Genomic DNA, 18,613 nt, shown 5'->3' with positions numbered 1-18,613 from the left:
TACCATAAAAGGTTCATTTTGAATACATTTACCCGTATCGGTCTTTTTCTAATCCTTTCGGTGGCTATTTACAGCTGTTCCAGAAAGAAGGATACCTTTATAAACCGCAATTACCATGCGGTCACTGCGGAATATAATACCCTGTACAACGGGCAGGTAGCCTTTCAGCAGGGCCGGGAAGAGATCAATCAGAACTACGCCGATAATTACTGGGATATCCTTCCGGTAGAAAGACTGGACGTGGACGATAAGATCCTTTTGCCAGACAGCGTTCGGAACCAGAATTTCGGCAGGGCAGAGGAGAAGGCGGTAAAAGCCATTCAGAAGCATTCCATGCAGATAGGCGGGAAAGAAAGGAATCCGCAAATGGATGAGGCTTACCTGTTGCTAGGAAAAGCCAGGTACTTTGACCAGCGATTTATTCCTGCGCTAGATGCTTTCAATTATATACTCTACAGGTACCCGGCCAGTGATAATATCAATCACGCGCGCATCTGGCGGGAAAAGACCAATATCAGGATAGGGAACGAAAAGCTGGCGATCAAGAACCTGAAAAAGATCCTGGATTCAGACAGGATCGACAACCAGGACATTGCCGATGCCAGTGCAAGTCTCGCCCAGGCCTATATCAATTTGAATGAAATTGATTCGGCCGTAGTGCCTTTACAGAACGCCGCACAGTTTACCGATATCAATGCCGAAAAAGGGAGATATTACTTCATTTTAGGTCAGCTTCATAACAGGCTGGGCGAAATCGCTTCTGCCAATGCTTCTTTCGATGAGGTGATAGAGCTGCACCGAAAATCACCAAGGATATATTATGTGAATGCGTATGTGCAAAAAGCGCAGAATTACGACCTTAACAACAACGACAACCAGTACCTGCTGGAATTGCTTACCGAACTCGAGGAAAACCGTGAAAACCGACCTTACCTGGATAAGATCTATTTTCAGCTGGGAGAGTATTACCGGCAACTGGATTCAATCGAGCAGGCCGTGGCCTATTACAATAAATCCCTGAGATCGCCATCCAGTGATATTTATCTTAAATCTGTAAACTACCAGATCCTTGCCGAAATGAATTTTGACGAGGCCAGGTACCAGGAGGCAGGCAGCTATTATGATAGTACACTTACCAATATGTCTCCGGAGCTTCTTGAATTCAGGACCATTAAAAAAAGAAGGGAGAACCTGGAAGACGTGATTAAATATGAAAAGATCGCCGAAGAAACCGATAGTATTCTTAGGCTTGCCGGGTTGTCTGAAGATGAGCGAATCGCATTTTTTACCACTTATACCGATGAGCTAAGGACAAGGGCGGCCGAGGAACTTGAAAAAGGAGAACTGCCGGTCTACACCGCTAATATTGGTCCGCAGGATAATTTTCCTTCAGCGAACGTACCTCCGGCAGGAGACGCGGGAAATGCTTTTTATTTCTATAATCCGCTAAGGATCTCTAGGGGAGCACAGGAATTCCTGCGCATCTGGGGAACCCGTGAATTAAAGGATAACTGGAGATGGGGCTCTGCGGCGCTTAACCAAAGCTCGATTAATGCGCAGGAGACGCTCATGGATGTGAACCTGGATAACGACCCGAGATACGATCCTATGACCTATGTTAGCCAGATCCCGGGAGAACAATCTGTACTGGATAGCCTGGCTACGCAGAGGAACCTGGCCTATTTCCAACTAGGAGTGATATACAACGAAAATTATCAGGAATACGAACTGGCGGCAGAAAGGCTGGAGTTTCTTATGGAAAATGAGCCTGAAGAGCGTCTCATTTTACCTGCAAAATATAATCTTTATAAGATCTACGGCGCCCAGGGCAGACTTGCACTACAGGAGCAGATGAAAAACGATATTCTGCAGAACTATCCAGATTCCAGGTATGCGGCTTTTATAAGAAACCCGGGAAGTGTACCAATAGACCAGAACAGCCCGGAGCTGGTGTATAACGATCTTTTCAGGAAATACGAGGCGCAGCAATACGATGAGGTCATTGCCCTGGCCAATGAAAATGTTTCGCAGCTTACAGGCGATCCCATAGTGCCTAAGCTTGAATTGCTTAAGGCCCGTGCTGCCGGCAGGATCATGGGAGTAGATGCCTATGAGCAGGCTCTTAGTTATGTAGCGGTAACTTACCCACAGACTGCTGAAGGAAGAAAGGCACAGGACATTTTGAACAACAGTATCCCAGAATTAAAATCTCTTGAATTTAGGCCAGACAGTTTGCAAACGAACTTCAAACTGATCTATCCTGTGGCGAATGTGGCTAAGGAGGAATCAGAAAAGCTGAAAACCACCATTGAAAAGGCTTTGTCAGAATTAGACTACAATAAATTAAAAGTTTCTTTGGATGTATATGATGTTGAACGATCTTTTATTGTTGTTCATGGATTCCAGGAAAAATCAAGAGTCCTTGGCTTTGAGGAACTTTTGAGGAAGAATAAAAACTACAAAATAGATAGGGTAGCTTTTGCCATGTCGGCGGAAAATTATAGAATTGTACAAATTAAGAAAACTTTAAGAAGTTATCTGGACAATTACTAAACCCTGCCAACCATGTTTTCAGAGCCCAAAAAAAGCAAGTCTGCCGCAAACCAGAACGAACAGAACCGCATTGCTGCGGGAACATTGATCACCGGAGAAATTTCCGGAAAAGGATGCTTCAGGATAGAAGGAACCCTTGAAGGAAGTCTTAAAACCCCGGGAAAGGTGGTAATAAGCGAAGGCGGATTTATCAATGGCACCCTGGAATGTGAAAATGCCGATATAGAGGGTAATTTTAAAGGGAAATTGTTCGTGAAGTCTACGCTAAGCCTGCGAGGTCCTGCCAATATCGAGGGCGACGTGGTTGCCGGTAAACTTGCCGTTGAGCCGGGAGCGATCTTTAATGCTACCTGCGAAATGACTGGAGGGGTAAAGCCTCTTAAGAAAGAAAATGAAAAACGATCAGCGTAATAAATATCTTGGGCTTATAAATATTGCCTTTCAAATGGGTATCATTATAGCCGCAGGGGTTTTCCTTGGAATTTGGTTAGATGAAAAGTTCCCGAATAAGTTTTCTGCTTATACCATCATATTTTCCCTGCTGGGTGTATTTATAGCTCTTTACCAGGTGTTTCGCGCAGTAAAAAATTTGAACGACGACGAATAAATGCAACAAAAACTTCTTCCTTTTTTAAAGATTTTCCTTCCGTTTTCTATAATTCTCTTTAGTCTGCAATTCGTGCTGGTAGAATACGTGTTACAACTTGAACTTTTTTATAGCACTCTGGCAATATATAGTTTCCATATCCTGGCTACTTTTCTGGTTTACCTGCTTTTGGTTTTTGTGAACAGGTCTTTTAAGGGTAAAACAGGCTTCGCCTTTATGGCCTGCAGTTTACTGAAAATGTTCGCAGCCGTAATTTTCCTTTTGCCTATGATGCTGAACGAAGAGCAGAACCCTGTCCAGGCGTTAATGGCATTTTTTATTCCTTATTTTCTTTATCTGATTTTTGAAACCGTTTATGCGGTGAGGCTTATCAATACTAAATAAGTATCTGTAATTCAGTAAAATCGTTAAAATTGCTGAAACGCCTAAAAAATTATTAGGCGGGCTTTCAGATAAAATTTAAAAGTATACCTTTGCACGGAAATTTAGAGCCCACAATTTTAAGTAGAACAGGTACTATGACAGCACGGAAATCTTTAGTGATTAGCTTGTACTTTGCAATAGCATTTACTATTTCCCCATTGTTTTCTTTCGCTCAGGAGCACGAGCAGGAGAAAGGATCGCTTCAGGAGGCTGAAGAAGAGTTTAACGCGACCGAGATGATTATGCACCACATTGGTGATTCTCATGGTTGGCATTTCTTTGGAGAAGGAGACAGCTCTGTCACCCTTCCTTTACCGGTGATACTTTATACCGAAAACGGACTGGTTAGCTTTATGTCCAGTGAATTTCACCATGATACCGAAGGCCATCACGTGGTAGAAAAAGACGGGATGCGTTTTGTAAATCTACATGAGGATATTTACAGGCTGGATGCTGGTGCTGAAGCTGTTGAATTTGATGCGGAGCATCATCCTGTAAACGCTTCGAAGCCATGGGACCTTTCTATCACTAAGAACGTGGCGGCTATGTTCTTAACGGTGATCCTAATGCTGATCTTCTTTACGAGTTTAGCGAGACACCATAAAAAGCATAAACACGCTCCTAAGGGCTTTAACAATGCTCTTGAAACACTGGTTCTATTTGTAAGAGATGATATTGCTTTACCGCAAATTGGAGAGAAGAAGTATATGAAATTTATGCCTTTCCTTTTAACGGTATTCTTTTTCATATGGATCACCAACTTAATGGGATTACTACCTGGTGCTGCCAATGTAACTGGTAACATCGCTGTAACCGTTTCCCTTGGTTTATTCACCCTGGCGATGATCGTCTTTAACGGGAATAAAGATTACTGGAAACACACCTTCTGGATGCCTGGAATACCAACGTTTGTTAAGCCTATTCTGGCGATAGTTGAAGGTCTGGGTATCTTTATCAAGCCTATCGCACTTATGATTCGTTTGTTTGCGAACATCACTGCGGGTCACATTATCATTTTGAGTTTGATAGGGCTGATATTTATTTTAGAAAATGCAGGCATTGCCGGAGTTTCGGTTCCCTTTGCCTTATTTATAACCGTACTGGAATTGCTAGTAGCATTCCTACAAGCGTTTATTTTTACAATGCTGTCTGCCCTGTTTATCGGGATGGCAGTTGAGGAACATGAACATCATTAATTTTAATTTTTAATTTAATTACTATGGAGTATTTACACATTGGACTTGCCGCTTTAGGAGCTGGTCTTGCAGTTGTTGGAGCCGCTATCGGTGTTGGTAAAATCGGTGGTTCTGCCATGGATGCTATCGCACGTCAGCCAGAAGCAGCTGGAAAAATCCAGACAGCTATGATTATTGCTGCTGCACTTGTAGAAGGTGTTGCACTTTTCGGAGTTGTTGCTGCTTTACTAGGGGTACTTACTGTACCAGCTTAGTCCAGAAGTTTAAAGATCTGTTCGCAACGGTTGGTTGCGAACAGGTTTTAATTAATGATTAGAAGATTAAATATTATATAAAGAATTATGGATTTAATTACTCCTGAAATTGGCTTGTTTTTCTGGCAAACCATCGTTTTTCTAATACTGCTTTTCCTTATGGCAAAATTTGCCTGGAAACCTATTCTTAGTTCTGTAAGAAACAGGGAGCAGTCTATTAATGACGCGCTAGCTTCAGCTGAGAATGCTAGAAAGGAAATGCAGAATCTTAAATCTGACAATGAGCAGCTAATGAAGGAAGCTCGTGCAGAAAGAGATGCGATCCTTAGAGAAGCTCGTGAGCTAAAAGAAAAAACGATCGCTTCAGCTTCAGAAGAAGCTAAGGCAAAAGCCGATAAGATCGTTGCAGATGCCATGAAGAGCATTGAGATCGAAAAGCAGTCTGCCATGGCAGAATTGAAGAACCAGGTAGCAGAACTTTCAGTAGAGATTGCTGAAAAGATCGTTCGTAAAGAATTATCAAGCGAAAAAGAACAGCACCAAATGATCGAAAAGATGCTTGGTGATGCTAAGCTAAACTAAGATATGAGAGGAACCAGAGCCGCACAACGATATGCCAAGGCGATCCTTTCTCTAGCAAAGGATAAAAATTCGGCGGAAGCTGTTAATAAGGATATGATCACGATCTCAAAGACTGTGCTTAACAGCAGGGATCTTGAGAATATGCTTACCAGTCCTGTAGTAAAAGACAGTATTAAGAAAAGTGCCTTACTTGAGATTTTCAAGGATCTTGATACCATCACTAAAGGCGCTATAGATATTATGATTACCAATGGCAGGATTTCTATCCTTCACCTGGTAGCTAGACAGTATATCGTACTATATAACGATTTGAATAATGTAAGACAGGCAGTGGTAACCACCGCAATTCCTTTAGATGGCCAGTTAAAGTCTATCGTACTTGCAAAAGTGAAAGAGCTTACCGGTTCTGAAGCCAGTCTTAAGAATATAGTTGACGAAGATATTATCGGAGGTTTTGTATTGCGCGTTGGAGACATGCAGTATGATGCAAGTGTATCGCGTAACCTTACGAGACTAAAGAGAGAATTAAAAGACAACACATACGTTTCAAAAATTTAATTAAAACCGGTACGCCTATGGCGTGCCATTTTATCTTGAATAATTATGGCAGAAGTAAATCCTGCTGAAGTATCAGCAATATTAAAACAACAATTATCAGGTTTTGAATCCAAGGCCTCTCTAGATGAAGTAGGTACCGTTCTAACCGTAGGTGACGGTATTGCTAACATCTACGGACTGGCTAACGCTCAATACGGAGAATTGGTACAGTTTGAAAGCGGTCTGGAAGGGATCGTACTTAACCTTGAAGAAGACAATATTGGGGTAGTACTTTTAGGTCCTGCAAAAGAGATCAAAGAAGGTTCTACTGTAAAAAGAACTCAGCGTATTGCTTCTATCAATGTAGGTGAAGGTATTGTTGGCCGTGTGGTTGATACTCTTGGTGCTCCTATTGATGGAAAAGGTGCGATTGAAGGTGAGACTTTTGAGATGCCACTTGAGCGTAAGGCTCCTGGGGTAATCTTCCGTCAGCCGGTAACCGAGCCACTTCAAACAGGTATTAAATCTATCGATGCGATGGTTCCTGTAGGTAGAGGTCAGCGTGAGTTGGTGATTGGTGACCGTCAAACTGGTAAGACTACCGTTTGTATCGATACCATCCTTAACCAGAAAGAATTTTACGATGCCGGTGAGCCGGTATACTGTATATATGTGGCTATTGGACAGAAGGCTTCTACTGTTGCGGCTATCGCCAAGACCCTTGAAGATAAAGGTGCCCTTGCTTATACTACCATCGTTGCGGCAAACGCATCAGACCCTGCTCCAATGCAGGTATACGCTCCTTTCGCTGGTGCAGCGATCGGTGAGTACTTTAGAGATACAGGTCGTCCTGCATTGATCGTTTATGATGATCTTTCTAAGCAGGCGGTTGCATATCGTGAGGTATCCCTTCTACTTCGTCGTCCACCAGGACGTGAGGCATATCCAGGGGATGTATTCTTCCTTCACTCAAGACTTCTTGAGCGGTCAGCGAAGGTGATCGCCGATAATGATATCGCAGAACAAATGAACGACCTTCCAGACAGTCTTAAAGACAAGGTAAAAGGAGGCGGTTCTCTTACCGCTCTTCCAATTATCGAGACTCAGGCAGGTGACGTTTCAGCATATATCCCAACCAACGTAATTTCGATTACGGATGGGCAGATCTTCTTAACTTCCGACTTATTTAACTCTGGTGTTCGTCCAGCGATCGACGTGGGTATCTCTGTATCTCGTGTTGGTGGATCGGCTCAGATCAAGTCTATGAAGAAGGTTGCGGGTACACTTAAGCTAGACCAGGCTCAGTATCGTGAACTAGAGGCATTCGCCAAGTTTGGATCTGATCTTGATGCAGCGACCCTAAACGTTATCGAAAAAGGTAAGCGTAACGTGGAGATCCTTAAGCAAGGACAAAACGATCCTTACCCGGTAGAGAACCAGATCGCGATCATTTACGCAGGTTCTAAGAACCTTCTAAGAGATGTACCGGTAGACAAGGTTAAAGAGTTCGAAAGAGATTATATCGAGTACCTTGATGCTAAGCACAGAGATACTCTGGATACTCTTAAAGCAGGTAAACTGACAGATGAAGTGATAGACACTTTAACTCAGACTGCTAAAGAACTTTCAGCGAAGTACAGAAACTAGTATTGAGTACAATGATTAGGGATCTTGGATTTCTGGTGATGGTATTTAAATTGAAAATTATATAGGTATTGAGTGATTAGTCACTAATTGCTCAATACTCAATACTAAATAAAAATGGCAAACTTAAAAGAATTACGTAGCAGGATCACTTCGGTTTCCTCAACGATGCAGATCACCAGTGCCATGAAAATGGTATCGGCTGCAAAATTGAGCAAGGCTCAGGATGCGATCACATCCATGAGGCCTTATGCTGAAAAGCTGACCCAGTTGCTACAGGATTTAAGTGCTACTCTGGATGATGACTCTGGAAGCAAATTTGCTGAAGAGCGTGAGGTAAAAAAAGTGCTTATCGTGGCTATATCTTCTAACAAAGGTCTGGCCGGTGCTTTTAATACCAATATCATCAAAAAGGTTAAGGCTAAGATTCAGGAAAATTACCAGGGGAAAGATGTTGATCTTTACACTCTAGGGAAAAAAGGAAATGATATCCTTAAAAAGAGCTACGACGTTTACAAGAACGACAACGCGATCTTTGATGACCTTAGCTTTGAAAATGTTTCAGAAATTGCGGAAGAGCTTATGCAGTTATTCCTTGACGGAAAATACGACAGGATAGAGATCGTATATAACCAGTTCAAGAATGCCGCTACCCAGTATGTGATGGATGAGCAGTTTCTACCTATCGAGAAGTTCGAGAGTGAAGATAACAAGCAATTAGACTACATTTTTGAACCTTCTAAACTGGAGATCGTTAAGGACCTGATTCCTAAATCTCTTAAAATGCAGCTTTTCAAGGCGCTTAGGGACTCTTTCGCGGCTGAGCATGGTGCACGTATGACGGCGATGCATAAAGCGACAGATAACGCCAAGGAACTTAGAGACGACCTTAAACTATCTTATAACAAAGCCAGACAGGCTTCTATTACCAATGAGATCCTTGAGATCGTTGGTGGTGCGGAAGCATTGAATGGATAATATTTGTCAAGCTGAACTCGTTTCAGCTTCTCTTAGATCCTGAAACAAGTTCAGGATGACTTTAGATTATAAAGCCCTCAAATTTGAGGGCTTTTTTCTTTGGTACAGGTTTTGTTTTCATAACTTCAAACCTAAAACCTATCGATATGAAAAATGTTTTACGCCTAACCGCCGGTATCTTTATGCTGGTGTTGTTCGCTTCCTGCGGAAGCAATAAGGACCTTCAGGAAAGAGCACCTGCACAGTTCAACGAGGTCTATTATACCTATAATTCCAACGGTATCCAGCTTTATGTACCTGTTGCCAGTATACAGGACCAGAGAGTAAGCCTCGATGCGGTCTATTTTCACGGGATGAAGTCCCCATTGAAGAAGAGTGAAGAAAGGGCTAACCTTTATGTGGCAAATTTCCGCATGGGAACCGGAGAAATGGTCATGGATGCAGATCCTGAAAAGGAATATGGTAATAAGCCACCCCAACTTAAGGAAGAAAGTCCGTACGCTATAGACGATGATGAGGCCATATTGGTCTTCACTCAGGATGAAAAAACCAAATATTATAAGCTAACAGGAATTGTGGAAAAGGAATAAAGGCTAAGGCTTTTATAATCCTGATTTATTCAGATATTTGTAAGAAACCAACCCGCTCCTGTTGAGTACTTTAAAAAGATTTTTTCAAGACACTCTTATTTACGGCTTTGCAACGGTATTCCCGCGATTGATGAATTTCGTGCTGGTACCTTTGCATACCGAAGTGCTACCGGCAGAGGAGTATTCGGTGAACACTATTTTCTATGTTTGGGCAGCCTTTTTCAACGTGCTGCTTACCTACGGAATGGAGACTTCTTTTTTCCGGTTCTTTAGCCGGGCAAAGGAAAGTTCTAGTGTATTTTCCACCGCTTTTATAGCCCTAACGGTCACTACTGTACTATTTGCAGCAGGAGTTTTTATTTTCCAGGATCAGCTTATAGCATTATTAGATCTTGATCCTTTCTTTTTCAGGATCCTTTTTAGTGTCCTTGTCCTGGATACCCTGGTGGTTGTACCATTTGCTTATTTAAGGGCAACCGGCCGGCCCCTTAAATTTGCGGGCATCAAAATCCTGAACATACTTACGGTAGTTATCCTGAATTTCTACTTTCTCTGGGTAGTGAGGGAATATCCTCAATTCGCCCCGCAGTGGGTTATGGATAACTACGGGCCAAAAGACATTGTTGGCTATATATTCATCGCCAACCTTGCTGCCAGCGCGGTGACCTTTCTACTGTTACTACCTTATTTCTTTAAAACAAAGATCAGTTTTGACCTTGTTATTTTTAAGCAGATGTGGAAATACGGCTGGCCAATCATGGTAGCTGGGATCGCCTTTATCATTAATGAAAACCTGGATAAGCTGCTAATCAAGGATATGATCTCAGACGAGATCATGGGTGCATATGCTGGGTGTTATAAACTGGCGGTCTTTATGACCATTTTTGTACAGGCCTTTAAAATGGGAGCAGAACCTTTCTTTTTCAACCATGCCGAGAAGGAGAATGCAAGGGAAACCTACGCCATTATCCTTAAATATTTTGTCATTTCGGGAAGCCTTATTTTCTTGGTGCTGGTTTGCTTTATAGACTTTTTTAAAAACCTTGTGATCAGGGATCCCGAATACTGGGTAGCGCTGAGTATAGTACCTATCGTACTCCTGGCGAACCTGTTCCTCGGTATCTACCATAACCTGGCGGTGTGGTATAAACTTACAGACAGGACCCGGACGGGGATGTATATTTCTATTCTGGGAGCTATAATTACTATCGGGATAAACCTGTTGCTGATTCCCGTTCTTGGATTTATCGCGGCGGCCTGGGCTACGCTCATCGCTTATGGAAGCATGATGCTGGTTTCTTATTTTTTAGGGAAGAAATATTATCCTGTGCCTTACGATATGAAGAGGATAGGAGGCTACCTTTCCCTGGCTGTCCTTATCTCAGGAATTTCATTTTATGTGTTCCCGGGAAATTATTTCGTGGGGATCCCGTTATTGTTAGTATTTATCGGGATAGTGTATTTTTCAGAAAAAGATCAAATTCTTAAAATCATACAATCTTAAATATGCAAGTAAAAGTCATCAATAAGTCGGCCCATAAATTGCCGCACTACGAAACAGATTTTTCAGCCGGAATGGACCTTCGGGCAAATATAGAAGAGCCTATCACTTTAAAACCCCTGGATAGGGCCATCGTAAAAACCGGTCTTTTCATGGAACTGCCATTAGGCTTCGAGGCCCAGGTAAGACCAAGAAGCGGACTGGCCGCCAAAAAGGGCATAACGGTGCTGAATGCTCCCGGAACAATTGATGCAGATTATCGCGGGGAGATAGGAGTGATACTTGTAAATTTGTCTAACGAAGAATTCGTGGTGAACAATGGAGAGCGCATCGCGCAAATGGTCATTGCCAAGCACGAACAAATAGCCTGGGAAGAAGTGGAAAGCCTTGGAGAAACTATCCGGGGAGAAGGAGGCTTCGGAAGTACCGGGCACAAATAATTAACTTTTAAAAAAATCAAATGAAAATTATTGTACCAATGGCAGGTCGTGGTTCACGCCTGCGTCCACATACTTTAACCGTACCAAAACCGCTAATCCCTATTGCCGGGAAACCTATAGTTCACCGCCTGGTGGAAGATATCGCCAAAGTGCTTGACGAAAAGATCGACGAGGTTGCCTTCATCATTGGAGAAGATTTTGGTGAGAAGGTGGAACAGGATCTAATGAAGATCGCCAACAGCCTTGGAGCAAAAGGAACTATCTACTACCAGGACAAGCCCCTGGGAACCGGGCACGCCATCATGTGTGCCAAGGAGTCTTTAACTGGTCCTGCAGTGGTTGCTTACGCAGATACCTTATTTAAGGCAGATTTCAACCTGGATAAATCGGCAGATGCTGTTATGTGGGTAAAAAAGGTAGAAAATCCCTCTGCTTACGGGGTAGTAAAACTGAATGAGAGCAATGAGATCGTGGACCTTGTAGAAAAACCTGAGGAATTCGTATCAGACCTTGCCGTGATTGGGATCTATTATTTCAAGGATGTGGAAGTGCTTAAAAACGAACTTCAGAACGTGCTGGACGCTAAGCTTATCCGTGGTGGAGAATACCAGATCAATGACGGGATAGAGGCCATGCGTAAGAACGGCTTAAGGTTCGTTCCTGGCAAGGTAGACGAATGGATGGACTGTGGAAACAAGAACGTGACCGTGGAAACCAACGGCAGAATGCTTAACTTCCTGCATAAAGATGGCGAGAAGCTAATTTCAGACTCAGTAAAGATCAAGGATTCTGAAATTACTGAACCCTGCTATATTGGAGAGAATGTAGAGCTTATCAATGCCAAAATTGGTCCTAACGTCTCTATTGGCGATGGTACCAAAGTAGTGAACTCTAATATTAAGAATAGCCTGGTACAGACTTTTGCAGAAATAAAAAATGCGAATCTGGATAACGCTATGATAGGGAATCATGCTAAATTTGATGGAGAGTTTACGCAAATAAGCATAGGAGACTATTCTGTGCTGGAATAAAAACTTATGAGAAACCTGATTATCATCCTGATCACTGCTTTGATGATGCTTCCGGCCAAGAGCCAGGAGCTGCCTCAGCTTTTTCTGGATGTTAATCAGGATGATCTTGGCAATGTAAGCGATGAGTTCCAGGAGCATTTCTTTGAAGCCCTGAAACAAAAAGGCATCGAGAATTATGAAAAAGCGATCACGGCTTTGGAAAAATGTCTCGAGCTCAATACCGAAAAAGCGGTGGTGTATTTTGAACTAGGCCGCAATTACCGGGAGATGGAAGACTTTGAAAAATCTATCGAAAACCTGAAAAAAGCCCATGAACTTGCACCGAAGGAAGAAGCAATTCTGGTATATCTTTTCCAGACCTATGGCATGACCGAGGATTATGCCGGGGCTATCGCTATGGTAAAACAGCTTATCCCTTTAGATGAAACTTACAAGGAAGACCTGGCCAATCTTTACTTCCTGAACAAGGATTACGACCAGGCCCTTAAACTTCTAGATGAGCTGGACAGCGATTTGGGGGCCAGTACTTACAGGAATTCCCTGAGAAGGCAGGTTTATGCCAGGACCAACAATACCGGCGCGCAGATAGATAATCTGCAGCAAAGCATTTCTGCGAACCCGGAAGTAGAACAGAACTACCTAAACCTTATTTACATTTATACCGAACAGGGGGAAGAAGAAGAGGCCTTCAGGGTGGCCAGGGAGCTTTTAGAGACCAATCCCGGCTCTACGCTGGCTCATCTGGCTCTGTATAAGTTTTATTTGAATAAAGGCGAGACAGAGGCTGCATTGGCCTCTATGAAGATCGTGTTCAAGACCGAAGAGATAGATGCCGAATCTAAATTCAAGGTGCTGAACGATTTTCTGAATTTTGTTCAGGATAATCCGGAATATGGAGATGAGCTGATTGAAGTTGCTGGACAGCTCACCGAGTGGGAAAATGCCCCAAAGTTATATGAGCAGTTAGGAAAATATTACCTGAACAAGGAAGATCGCGAGGATGCGCTGAAATTCTTTGAACTGGGCTTAAAGGAAAATCCGGATAATTTTGAGCTTACCAAGAACACCTTGTTGCTTCAGCTGGAACTTCAGAAGTTTGAATCGGCAAAAGAACTAAGTACGGAAGCACTGGAAAGTTTCCCTTCACAACCTGTATTTTATCTTTTTCAGGCGGTGGCCATGAATAATCTTAGTGAGTTCGAAGCTGCCGAAAAGAGCCTGAAATACGGGCTGGATTACCTTATCGATAATAAGAAGATGGAGTATGACTTTTATTCTCAGCTGGCCATAAGCTATAATGGTATGAATAATGCAGTTAAGGCTGATGAGTACCGCCGCAAGGCTGAAAATTTGAAAAAAGAAATTAATTGATGTTAAAGAAAATATTTGCCCTGATCCTTGTCTCTACTTTAGTGATTTCCTGTGGTAGCAGGAAATCTACCGGAAAGATAGCGACCAAAGACGCCGAAGCTGTTTCGGTGATCAAGAAACACTACGACACCGAAATCAAGTTCAATACGGTACAGGGAAAACTACGTGCCGTTTACCAGGATGAGGAAAAGACTCAGGCTGTAAACCTTAGTTTTAGAATGGAAAAGGATAAGGCGATCTGGATGAGCGCCAGTATCCTGGGGTTCCCGGTAGCCAAAGCCTATATTACTCCTACCAGCGTAAGCTATTATGAAAAGGTTTCCCAGACCTACTTTAAAGGCGATTTTAGCCTGGTTAGTGAATTCCTGGGAACACCGCTGGACTTTCAGAAACTACAGAATTTATTGATCGGCCAGGCCATTTATGACCTGAGGACCGAGGAATATAAGTTTACCCAATCTCCACGCGGATTCCAGTTCGTGAAGGACGATGAGGAACTAATGAAGAAAATGTTCCTGCTGAGCATGGCCAACTTCAAGACCGAAGCTCAGCAGCTTATCCAGGAAAAGGGTAGCCGCGGCCTTACCGTGACCTATGATAAATATCAGCAGATTGATGGTCTTACTTTCCCTGAGAATATCAGGATCATCGCCAATGAAGGTGGTTCCAGCACAAATATCGACCTTACCTACAGGTCTCTGAGCTTTAATGAAGAATTAAGTTTTCCGTTTGACATCCCGTCAGGTTATGAAGAAATCAGCTTAAGATGATGCAAGTGAACTCCCCGAAAATCTTACTTTGCCTTTCCGTTTTATTGTTCAGCCTAAATTTTTCCAATGCCCAGACCAACCGTGAAGAGCTGGAAAAAAGGCGTATCGAACTCAGGAACGAAATTACCCGCATCAATGAACTGCGTATCTCTAACCAGAAAAAGCAACGATCTGTACTGGGGCAGGTAGAAGACCTTAATCAGCAGATAAAAAGCACCGAAGATCTTATTAAACTTACCAACCAGCAGGCGAACCTGCTTAACCGGGAGATCAATACCAACACGCGTAAGATTGGTGAACTTAGAAAAGAGCTTGAAAAGCTGAAAGAGGATTACGCCAGGATGATAGAAAAATCCTACAAAAGCAAATCCCAGCAAAGCCGGGTCATGTTCCTATTATCTTCACAAAGCTTTTTGCAGGCATACAAGCGGCTGCAGTATATGAAACAGTATACCAACTACCGCAAGCAGCAGGGAGAGGAAATAAAGGCCAACACACAGGAATTACAGGAACTCAATGCCCGTCTTGTTCAGCAGAAGGAAGAAAAGGACCGTCTTATCGCTGAGAACCGCAAGACCAGGGCAGAGCTTGAAAAGAACAGAAAGGCGCAGCAAACCCTGATGGCGACCATCAGGCAGCGTGAAGGCCAGTTCGCTTCGCAGCTAAAAAAGAAACAGCAGGAGATAGATGAGATAGACCGTGCGATAGATCGAATGATACGTGAGTCTATTGCCAAGGCCAATAAGGAAAGCGGTTCAACATCAAGGAGTACCTATGAACTTACGCCGGCGGCAAAAGCCCTGGCAGCCGATTTCAATAATAATAAAGGCAAGCTGCCCTGGCCGGTAAAATCTGGGGTAGTGACCATGAGATTTGGAAAACAGCCGCACCCGGTGGTTAGGTCTGTAATGGTGAACAATAACGGGGTAAGAATAGATACCGATAAAGGAGGAAAGGCAAGGGCCGTCTTTAACGGGACCGTAAGCGAGGTACAGGCAGTGAAAGGAGCCAACCAGGCGGTAATGGTTAGACACGGTGATTATATAACTATCTATAACAACCTTGAAAAGGTCTTCGTGAAAAGAGGGGACAAGGTTGTGACCGAGCAGGAAATTGGGGAGGTAGCAACGAGCAAGGCTACCGGGAAGACTACCTTACACTTCCTTATTTACAAGAACGACCAGAAGATGGACCCGGCGGCATGGATCTACAGGATGTAATGCCAACGCAACCAAATTGCATTTTTTGCATCTATTTAATAAACTAACCAATTTGAACTTAATAAGAACAGGCTTGTTCCTGGTGCTATTCTGCCTTCTGGGATGTTTCAGCGAGAACATCGAGATCACCGAAGATCTTAGGGTACAGGTAAGCGGAAATGTTTCCGGTGCCGATGACCTGGGAAATAAGGAAGTTTTCAGTTTTGCCGGTCTCGAAAATTCATTTTTCAGTAATTATCACAAATCTGAAATGCTGGGCAAAGGCCGGATGGATGGAGCGGGAAATTTCGAATTTATGAGCCTCTCACCAGAATACAGGGATATTCAAATCCTTTTTAACAGCGATTATTCTGAAAATTACGATGATGACTTCGAATCTGTTTTTGTGGTCATTGAAAGCTATAAAGACAAGCAGGTTACTTTACCCGATATCAATATTGGAAGATCGGCCAAAATAAAGCTTAGAATAAAAAATACCTCCGGGATTCAGGAGGCTAGTTACGAGATTATTTACACCCAACCGGGACGCTACCTGGTATATGATAATGGGGAGCTAAACGAGTTCGAGCCAGAACTCCTTAATCCAGGGAGAATAATCGGCGATATTTCACAAGAGATCTATGAGGAAGAATTTAGCAGCCTGCCTGGTACCGAGGTAAGACTTTTGCTGAGTTACGGAGAGCAACAGGAAGAACGAATTTTCACCATCCAACCCGGGGTAAACAGTTATGAGATTGAATTTTAAATTATTCCTTTGCTTTATTTTAATTCCTTTGATACTTTCTGCTCAGGAAGAAACCCAGGTCGACCTGAAAAACTATGAGCAGGAGGATCCTGAAACGGTCTTTTTTAATATTGGGCTATACAAACCCCTGGCCTTCGGCGATAATTCATTTCACAAGGCTTATGCAACTGCAGATACCGGCCTTGAAATAGATTTTAACTGGCTGGCCTTTTCTGATTTTACGGTGGGCTTTAAGCTCGATATCTTTTATGCTAGTGTAGATGATATTTCGAAAGTGGGGGCCATAAATGGCACCAGGGTAACCAATTATTCCATCCATGCAGGGTATTATAAAGCCATTACCAGGGAATGGAACTGGCACGCCAGTCTGGGTGTAGGTAGTGTAGGTTACCGCAGCAGCACCTATGATGATATCATCAGGGAATATGGCTGGAACCTATATTTCCAGAACGAGCTTAACTACAGATTTAACCAGTATTTCGGGATCTTTGGAAAAGTTCAGCTAAGAGCAGATTTCCTGGACATAGAAACGGCCAGGCCTAAAGATGATTTTTTAAATAATCAGTGGTTTCTGATTCCAGGAATTGGGATCAGGATCAATTTCCATAATCCGGAAGGCTGATCTTATTCCTCGAATAAGGCCTTAAGTTCAGTTGCCTCGGCAGGTTTCATTTTCCCGGCAAGTACAAGGCTTAACTGTTTTCTACGAAGGGCAGCTTCAAATCTTTGCTTTTCGATCTCAGATTCTGGTTCTAAAGCGGGGATCTGGATGGGAGTTCCGGTTTCATCTACGGCCACGAAGGTATAAATAGCCTCATTTGCCTTGGTTCTGCGGCCACTTTCGCGATCTTCCACCCAAACATCGATATAGATCTCCATAGAGCTCTTAAAAGCCCTTGAAACGGCTGCTTCTACCGTGACCACGCTTCCCAGTGGAATAGCCTTGTTGAAGGCCACGTGATTCACAGAGGCGGTTACCACGATCCTTCGGCTATGTCTCCTGGCGGCGATACTAGCCGCACGATCCATACGCGCAAGCAATTCACCCCCAAAAAGATTATTTAAAGGATTGGTTTCACTAGGTAAAACAAGGTCTGTAAGTGTAGTACGTGATTCGCTAGGTGCTTTAGCCTCCATATTATCTTTTTTGCAAAAGTAAGGAGGATTTAGGAGGTTTGGCCGTTAACGAAGTATTAAATTAAAGTTCCTGAACCAGTAGCCAGGCTGCTTCGTTGGTCTTTTTCACCTCGTAGAGCTTATTGATGGCTTCCCTTCTGGTCTGATGGCTTGAGTAAACCACCTGGTGCAAACCATATTTGTTAGCGCCTATATATCTTGCTTTAAAACCAGCATCTCGAAGTTCGTCCACTTTTGTATGGGCATTCTCCTCTACGCGGAAAGCTCCGGCTACGATATGAAAGTCACCCGATTGTTTTTCCACTTCCAGCGTAACTGCTGGTAAAGGATTGTCTATCACAAAAGTTGCCTGTTGTATCTGCTGTTGTAATTTGCTTTCAGCTTCCTGCTGCTCGGCAATATTGTGCTTAGAGACCTGGCTGCTGTAGATGTTTAGCCCGGCGAAACTTGAAATTCCAAGTGCAATAAGACCGATCGCGGCATATTTAAGGAAAGATGATTTTCTTCTTTCCGGGGTGAACAGCAACGGAGTTTTCTCTTCCAGTTCCTCTACCTGTTGCTTATAAAGCTCACGCTGTACCGGGTAAGCATTATAGGAAGCAAGCCCGAAGGACTGGGTAAGAAAATTGATCTCGCTGAAAGGTTCGAACTGAAGTTTGTCTTCAGCATCGATATAGAATTTACCTATGTTAGCCAGTTCTGCCTTGGCGTCGTTCTGCAATGAATTTTCCAGGTCGTAAACGAACTCCTGGATCATATTGTTGGCTGTATTATATTTTACAGATTCTACCTCTGCGATATAATTTGCCAGTAAACCATCATTCTTGATCAACTGCCTGTTGAAAGAGATAATCTTGTTAGGAGGGAAAAATTCCTTTGAATTCTCGTCTATATATGCTGATTGCTTTTGAGAAAGAAATGCACCGAAACCGGGTAAAACTACGCATTCGTATCTATAAAGCAGGTCCTGGATGTGGCTGGATATGTTCATTGGTTGCAAAAATATAGGTTATCGGCAGTGGGTTAAAGTTACC

At 43.0% G+C, this 18,613-nt stretch carries 21 protein-coding genes; 19 read left to right on the top strand and 2 right to left on the bottom strand.

Annotation, left to right across the window (positions count from 1 at the left end):
* Nucleotides 1-18 precede the first annotated feature (18 nt).
* The 19 genes from porW to FLP08_RS12135 all read left to right on the top strand — a co-directional run bounded on the left by porW (nt 19) and on the right by FLP08_RS12135 (nt 17,064).
* Nucleotides 19-2,553, top strand: coding sequence for a type IX secretion system periplasmic lipoprotein PorW/SprE (gene porW / locus FLP08_RS12225; protein ID WP_156277020.1), 2,535 nt, complete (start codon nt 19-21; stop codon nt 2,551-2,553).
* A gap of 12 nt (nt 2,554-2,565) precedes the next feature.
* A complete protein-coding gene (locus FLP08_RS12220; RefSeq protein ID WP_156277019.1) occupies nt 2,566-2,964 on the top strand; it encodes a bactofilin family protein in 399 nt (132 codons plus the stop codon).
* Nucleotides 2,945-3,160: an AtpZ/AtpI family protein gene (locus FLP08_RS12215; protein WP_156277018.1), complete on the top strand. Its 216-nt coding sequence runs from the start codon at nt 2,945-2,947 to the stop codon at nt 3,158-3,160. The genes FLP08_RS12220 and FLP08_RS12215 overlap by 20 nt, the downstream gene beginning before the upstream one ends.
* Nucleotides 3,161-3,544 (top strand): hypothetical protein, encoded by a 384-nt coding sequence (locus FLP08_RS12210; RefSeq protein ID WP_156277017.1) that lies wholly within the window; start codon nt 3,161-3,163, stop codon nt 3,542-3,544. It begins immediately after the preceding gene.
* Nucleotides 3,545-3,678: 134 nt separating this feature from the next.
* Nucleotides 3,679-4,779, top strand: a complete 1,101-nt coding sequence (atpB, locus tag FLP08_RS12205; RefSeq protein ID WP_156277016.1) for a F0F1 ATP synthase subunit A — start codon at nt 3,679-3,681, stop codon at nt 4,777-4,779.
* Nucleotides 4,780-4,802: 23 nt separating this feature from the next.
* Nucleotides 4,803-5,033: an ATP synthase F0 subunit C gene (gene atpE, locus FLP08_RS12200; RefSeq protein WP_026913619.1), complete on the top strand. Its 231-nt coding sequence runs from the start codon at nt 4,803-4,805 to the stop codon at nt 5,031-5,033.
* 87 nt (nt 5,034-5,120) lie between these two features.
* Nucleotides 5,121-5,615 (top strand): F0F1 ATP synthase subunit B, encoded by a 495-nt coding sequence (locus FLP08_RS12195; protein ID WP_156277015.1) that lies wholly within the window; start codon nt 5,121-5,123, stop codon nt 5,613-5,615.
* Nucleotides 5,616-5,618: 3 nt separating this feature from the next.
* Nucleotides 5,619-6,173 (top strand): ATP synthase F1 subunit delta, encoded by a 555-nt coding sequence (gene atpH / locus FLP08_RS12190; protein ID WP_156277014.1) that lies wholly within the window; start codon nt 5,619-5,621, stop codon nt 6,171-6,173.
* Nucleotides 6,174-6,218: 45 nt separating this feature from the next.
* Nucleotides 6,219-7,799, top strand: coding sequence for a F0F1 ATP synthase subunit alpha (gene atpA, locus FLP08_RS12185; protein ID WP_156277013.1), 1,581 nt, complete (start codon nt 6,219-6,221; stop codon nt 7,797-7,799).
* A gap of 114 nt (nt 7,800-7,913) precedes the next feature.
* Nucleotides 7,914-8,774, top strand: a complete 861-nt coding sequence (atpG, locus tag FLP08_RS12180; RefSeq protein ID WP_156277012.1) for an ATP synthase F1 subunit gamma — start codon at nt 7,914-7,916, stop codon at nt 8,772-8,774.
* Nucleotides 8,775-8,920: 146 nt separating this feature from the next.
* The gene (locus FLP08_RS12175; RefSeq protein WP_156277011.1) at nt 8,921-9,364 is read left to right on the top strand and encodes a hypothetical protein; all 444 of its coding nucleotides are present in this window, start codon (nt 8,921-8,923) and stop codon (nt 9,362-9,364) included.
* 61 nt (nt 9,365-9,425) lie between these two features.
* The gene (locus FLP08_RS12170) at nt 9,426-10,868 is read left to right on the top strand and encodes an oligosaccharide flippase family protein (protein WP_156277010.1); all 1,443 of its coding nucleotides are present in this window, start codon (nt 9,426-9,428) and stop codon (nt 10,866-10,868) included.
* A 2-nt stretch (nt 10,869-10,870) separates the two neighbouring features.
* Complete coding sequence (dut, locus tag FLP08_RS12165) at nt 10,871-11,305, top strand: dUTP diphosphatase (protein ID WP_156277009.1); 435 nt, start codon at nt 10,871-10,873, stop codon at nt 11,303-11,305.
* Between the two features lie 20 nt (nt 11,306-11,325).
* Complete coding sequence (locus FLP08_RS12160) at nt 11,326-12,336, top strand: sugar phosphate nucleotidyltransferase (RefSeq protein ID WP_156277008.1); 1,011 nt, start codon at nt 11,326-11,328, stop codon at nt 12,334-12,336.
* Nucleotides 12,337-12,342: 6 nt separating this feature from the next.
* Complete coding sequence (locus FLP08_RS12155) at nt 12,343-13,707, top strand: tetratricopeptide repeat protein (protein WP_156277007.1); 1,365 nt, start codon at nt 12,343-12,345, stop codon at nt 13,705-13,707.
* The gene (gene lolB1 / locus FLP08_RS12150) at nt 13,707-14,477 is read left to right on the top strand and encodes a lipoprotein insertase outer membrane protein LolB1 (protein WP_156277006.1); all 771 of its coding nucleotides are present in this window, start codon (nt 13,707-13,709) and stop codon (nt 14,475-14,477) included. Before FLP08_RS12155 ends, lolB1 begins: the two co-directional genes overlap by 1 nt.
* Complete coding sequence (locus FLP08_RS12145; RefSeq protein ID WP_425549992.1) at nt 14,474-15,697, top strand: murein hydrolase activator EnvC family protein; 1,224 nt, start codon at nt 14,474-14,476, stop codon at nt 15,695-15,697. The genes lolB1 and FLP08_RS12145 overlap by 4 nt, the downstream gene beginning before the upstream one ends.
* Before the next feature lie 52 nt (nt 15,698-15,749).
* Complete coding sequence (locus FLP08_RS12140; RefSeq protein WP_156277005.1) at nt 15,750-16,442, top strand: hypothetical protein; 693 nt, start codon at nt 15,750-15,752, stop codon at nt 16,440-16,442.
* On the top strand, nt 16,426-17,064 hold the full coding sequence (locus FLP08_RS12135; RefSeq protein WP_156277004.1) for a hypothetical protein: 639 nt from the start codon (nt 16,426-16,428) through the stop codon (nt 17,062-17,064). The genes FLP08_RS12140 and FLP08_RS12135 overlap by 17 nt, the downstream gene beginning before the upstream one ends.
* 2 nt (nt 17,065-17,066) lie before the next feature.
* Here FLP08_RS12135 and FLP08_RS12130 read toward each other — a convergent pair whose 3' ends face one another.
* Nucleotides 17,067-17,579 carry an acyl-CoA thioesterase gene (locus FLP08_RS12130; RefSeq protein ID WP_156277003.1) on the bottom strand — a complete coding sequence of 171 codons (513 nt, stop codon included), beginning with the start codon at nt 17,577-17,579 and terminating at the stop codon, nt 17,067-17,069.
* A 61-nt stretch (nt 17,580-17,640) separates the two neighbouring features.
* Entirely contained in the window at nt 17,641-18,570 is a 930-nt protein-coding gene (locus tag FLP08_RS12125) for an HU domain-containing protein (protein WP_202912769.1), read from the bottom strand.
* Nucleotides 18,571-18,613: the final 43 nt, after the last annotated feature.

The sequence above is a fragment of the Christiangramia aestuarii genome, from assembly GCF_009735585.1.
Classification (GTDB): Bacteria; Bacteroidota; Bacteroidia; order Flavobacteriales; family Flavobacteriaceae; genus Christiangramia; species Christiangramia aestuarii.
Note: the sequence above shows the minus strand (reverse complement) of the source record. Positions and strands in the feature narration are given on the sequence as shown.

What these genes read in the sequence shown, in the direction of transcription:
- FLP08_RS12210 (WP_156277017.1), top strand. Translation starts at nt 3,161, where the DNA reads ATGCAACAAAAACTTCTTCCTTTTTTAAAGATTTTCCTTCCGTTTTCT.
- atpE (WP_026913619.1), top strand. Translation starts at nt 4,803, where the DNA reads ATGGAGTATTTACACATTGGACTTGCCGCTTTAGGAGCTGGTCTTGCA.
- FLP08_RS12160 (WP_156277008.1), top strand. Translation starts at nt 11,326, where the DNA reads ATGAAAATTATTGTACCAATGGCAGGTCGTGGTTCACGCCTGCGTCCA.
- FLP08_RS12175 (WP_156277011.1), top strand. Translation starts at nt 8,921, where the DNA reads ATGAAAAATGTTTTACGCCTAACCGCCGGTATCTTTATGCTGGTGTTG.
- dut (WP_156277009.1), top strand. Translation starts at nt 10,871, where the DNA reads ATGCAAGTAAAAGTCATCAATAAGTCGGCCCATAAATTGCCGCACTAC.
- atpA (WP_156277013.1), top strand. Translation starts at nt 6,219, where the DNA reads ATGGCAGAAGTAAATCCTGCTGAAGTATCAGCAATATTAAAACAACAA.
- atpH (WP_156277014.1), top strand. Translation starts at nt 5,619, where the DNA reads ATGAGAGGAACCAGAGCCGCACAACGATATGCCAAGGCGATCCTTTCT.
- FLP08_RS12220 (WP_156277019.1), top strand. Translation starts at nt 2,566, where the DNA reads ATGTTTTCAGAGCCCAAAAAAAGCAAGTCTGCCGCAAACCAGAACGAA.
- FLP08_RS12195 (WP_156277015.1), top strand. Translation starts at nt 5,121, where the DNA reads ATGGATTTAATTACTCCTGAAATTGGCTTGTTTTTCTGGCAAACCATC.
- atpG (WP_156277012.1), top strand. Translation starts at nt 7,914, where the DNA reads ATGGCAAACTTAAAAGAATTACGTAGCAGGATCACTTCGGTTTCCTCA.
- FLP08_RS12135 (WP_156277004.1), top strand. Translation starts at nt 16,426, where the DNA reads ATGAGATTGAATTTTAAATTATTCCTTTGCTTTATTTTAATTCCTTTG.
- FLP08_RS12145 (WP_425549992.1), top strand. Translation starts at nt 14,474, where the DNA reads ATGATGCAAGTGAACTCCCCGAAAATCTTACTTTGCCTTTCCGTTTTA.
- FLP08_RS12155 (WP_156277007.1), top strand. Translation starts at nt 12,343, where the DNA reads ATGAGAAACCTGATTATCATCCTGATCACTGCTTTGATGATGCTTCCG.
- atpB (WP_156277016.1), top strand. Translation starts at nt 3,679, where the DNA reads ATGACAGCACGGAAATCTTTAGTGATTAGCTTGTACTTTGCAATAGCA.
- lolB1 (WP_156277006.1), top strand. Translation starts at nt 13,707, where the DNA reads ATGTTAAAGAAAATATTTGCCCTGATCCTTGTCTCTACTTTAGTGATT.
- FLP08_RS12125 (WP_202912769.1), bottom strand. Translation starts at nt 18,570, where the DNA reads ATGAACATATCCAGCCACATCCAGGACCTGCTTTATAGATACGAATGC.
- FLP08_RS12130 (WP_156277003.1), bottom strand. Translation starts at nt 17,579, where the DNA reads ATGGAGGCTAAAGCACCTAGCGAATCACGTACTACACTTACAGACCTT.
- FLP08_RS12215 (WP_156277018.1), top strand. Translation starts at nt 2,945, where the DNA reads ATGAAAAACGATCAGCGTAATAAATATCTTGGGCTTATAAATATTGCC.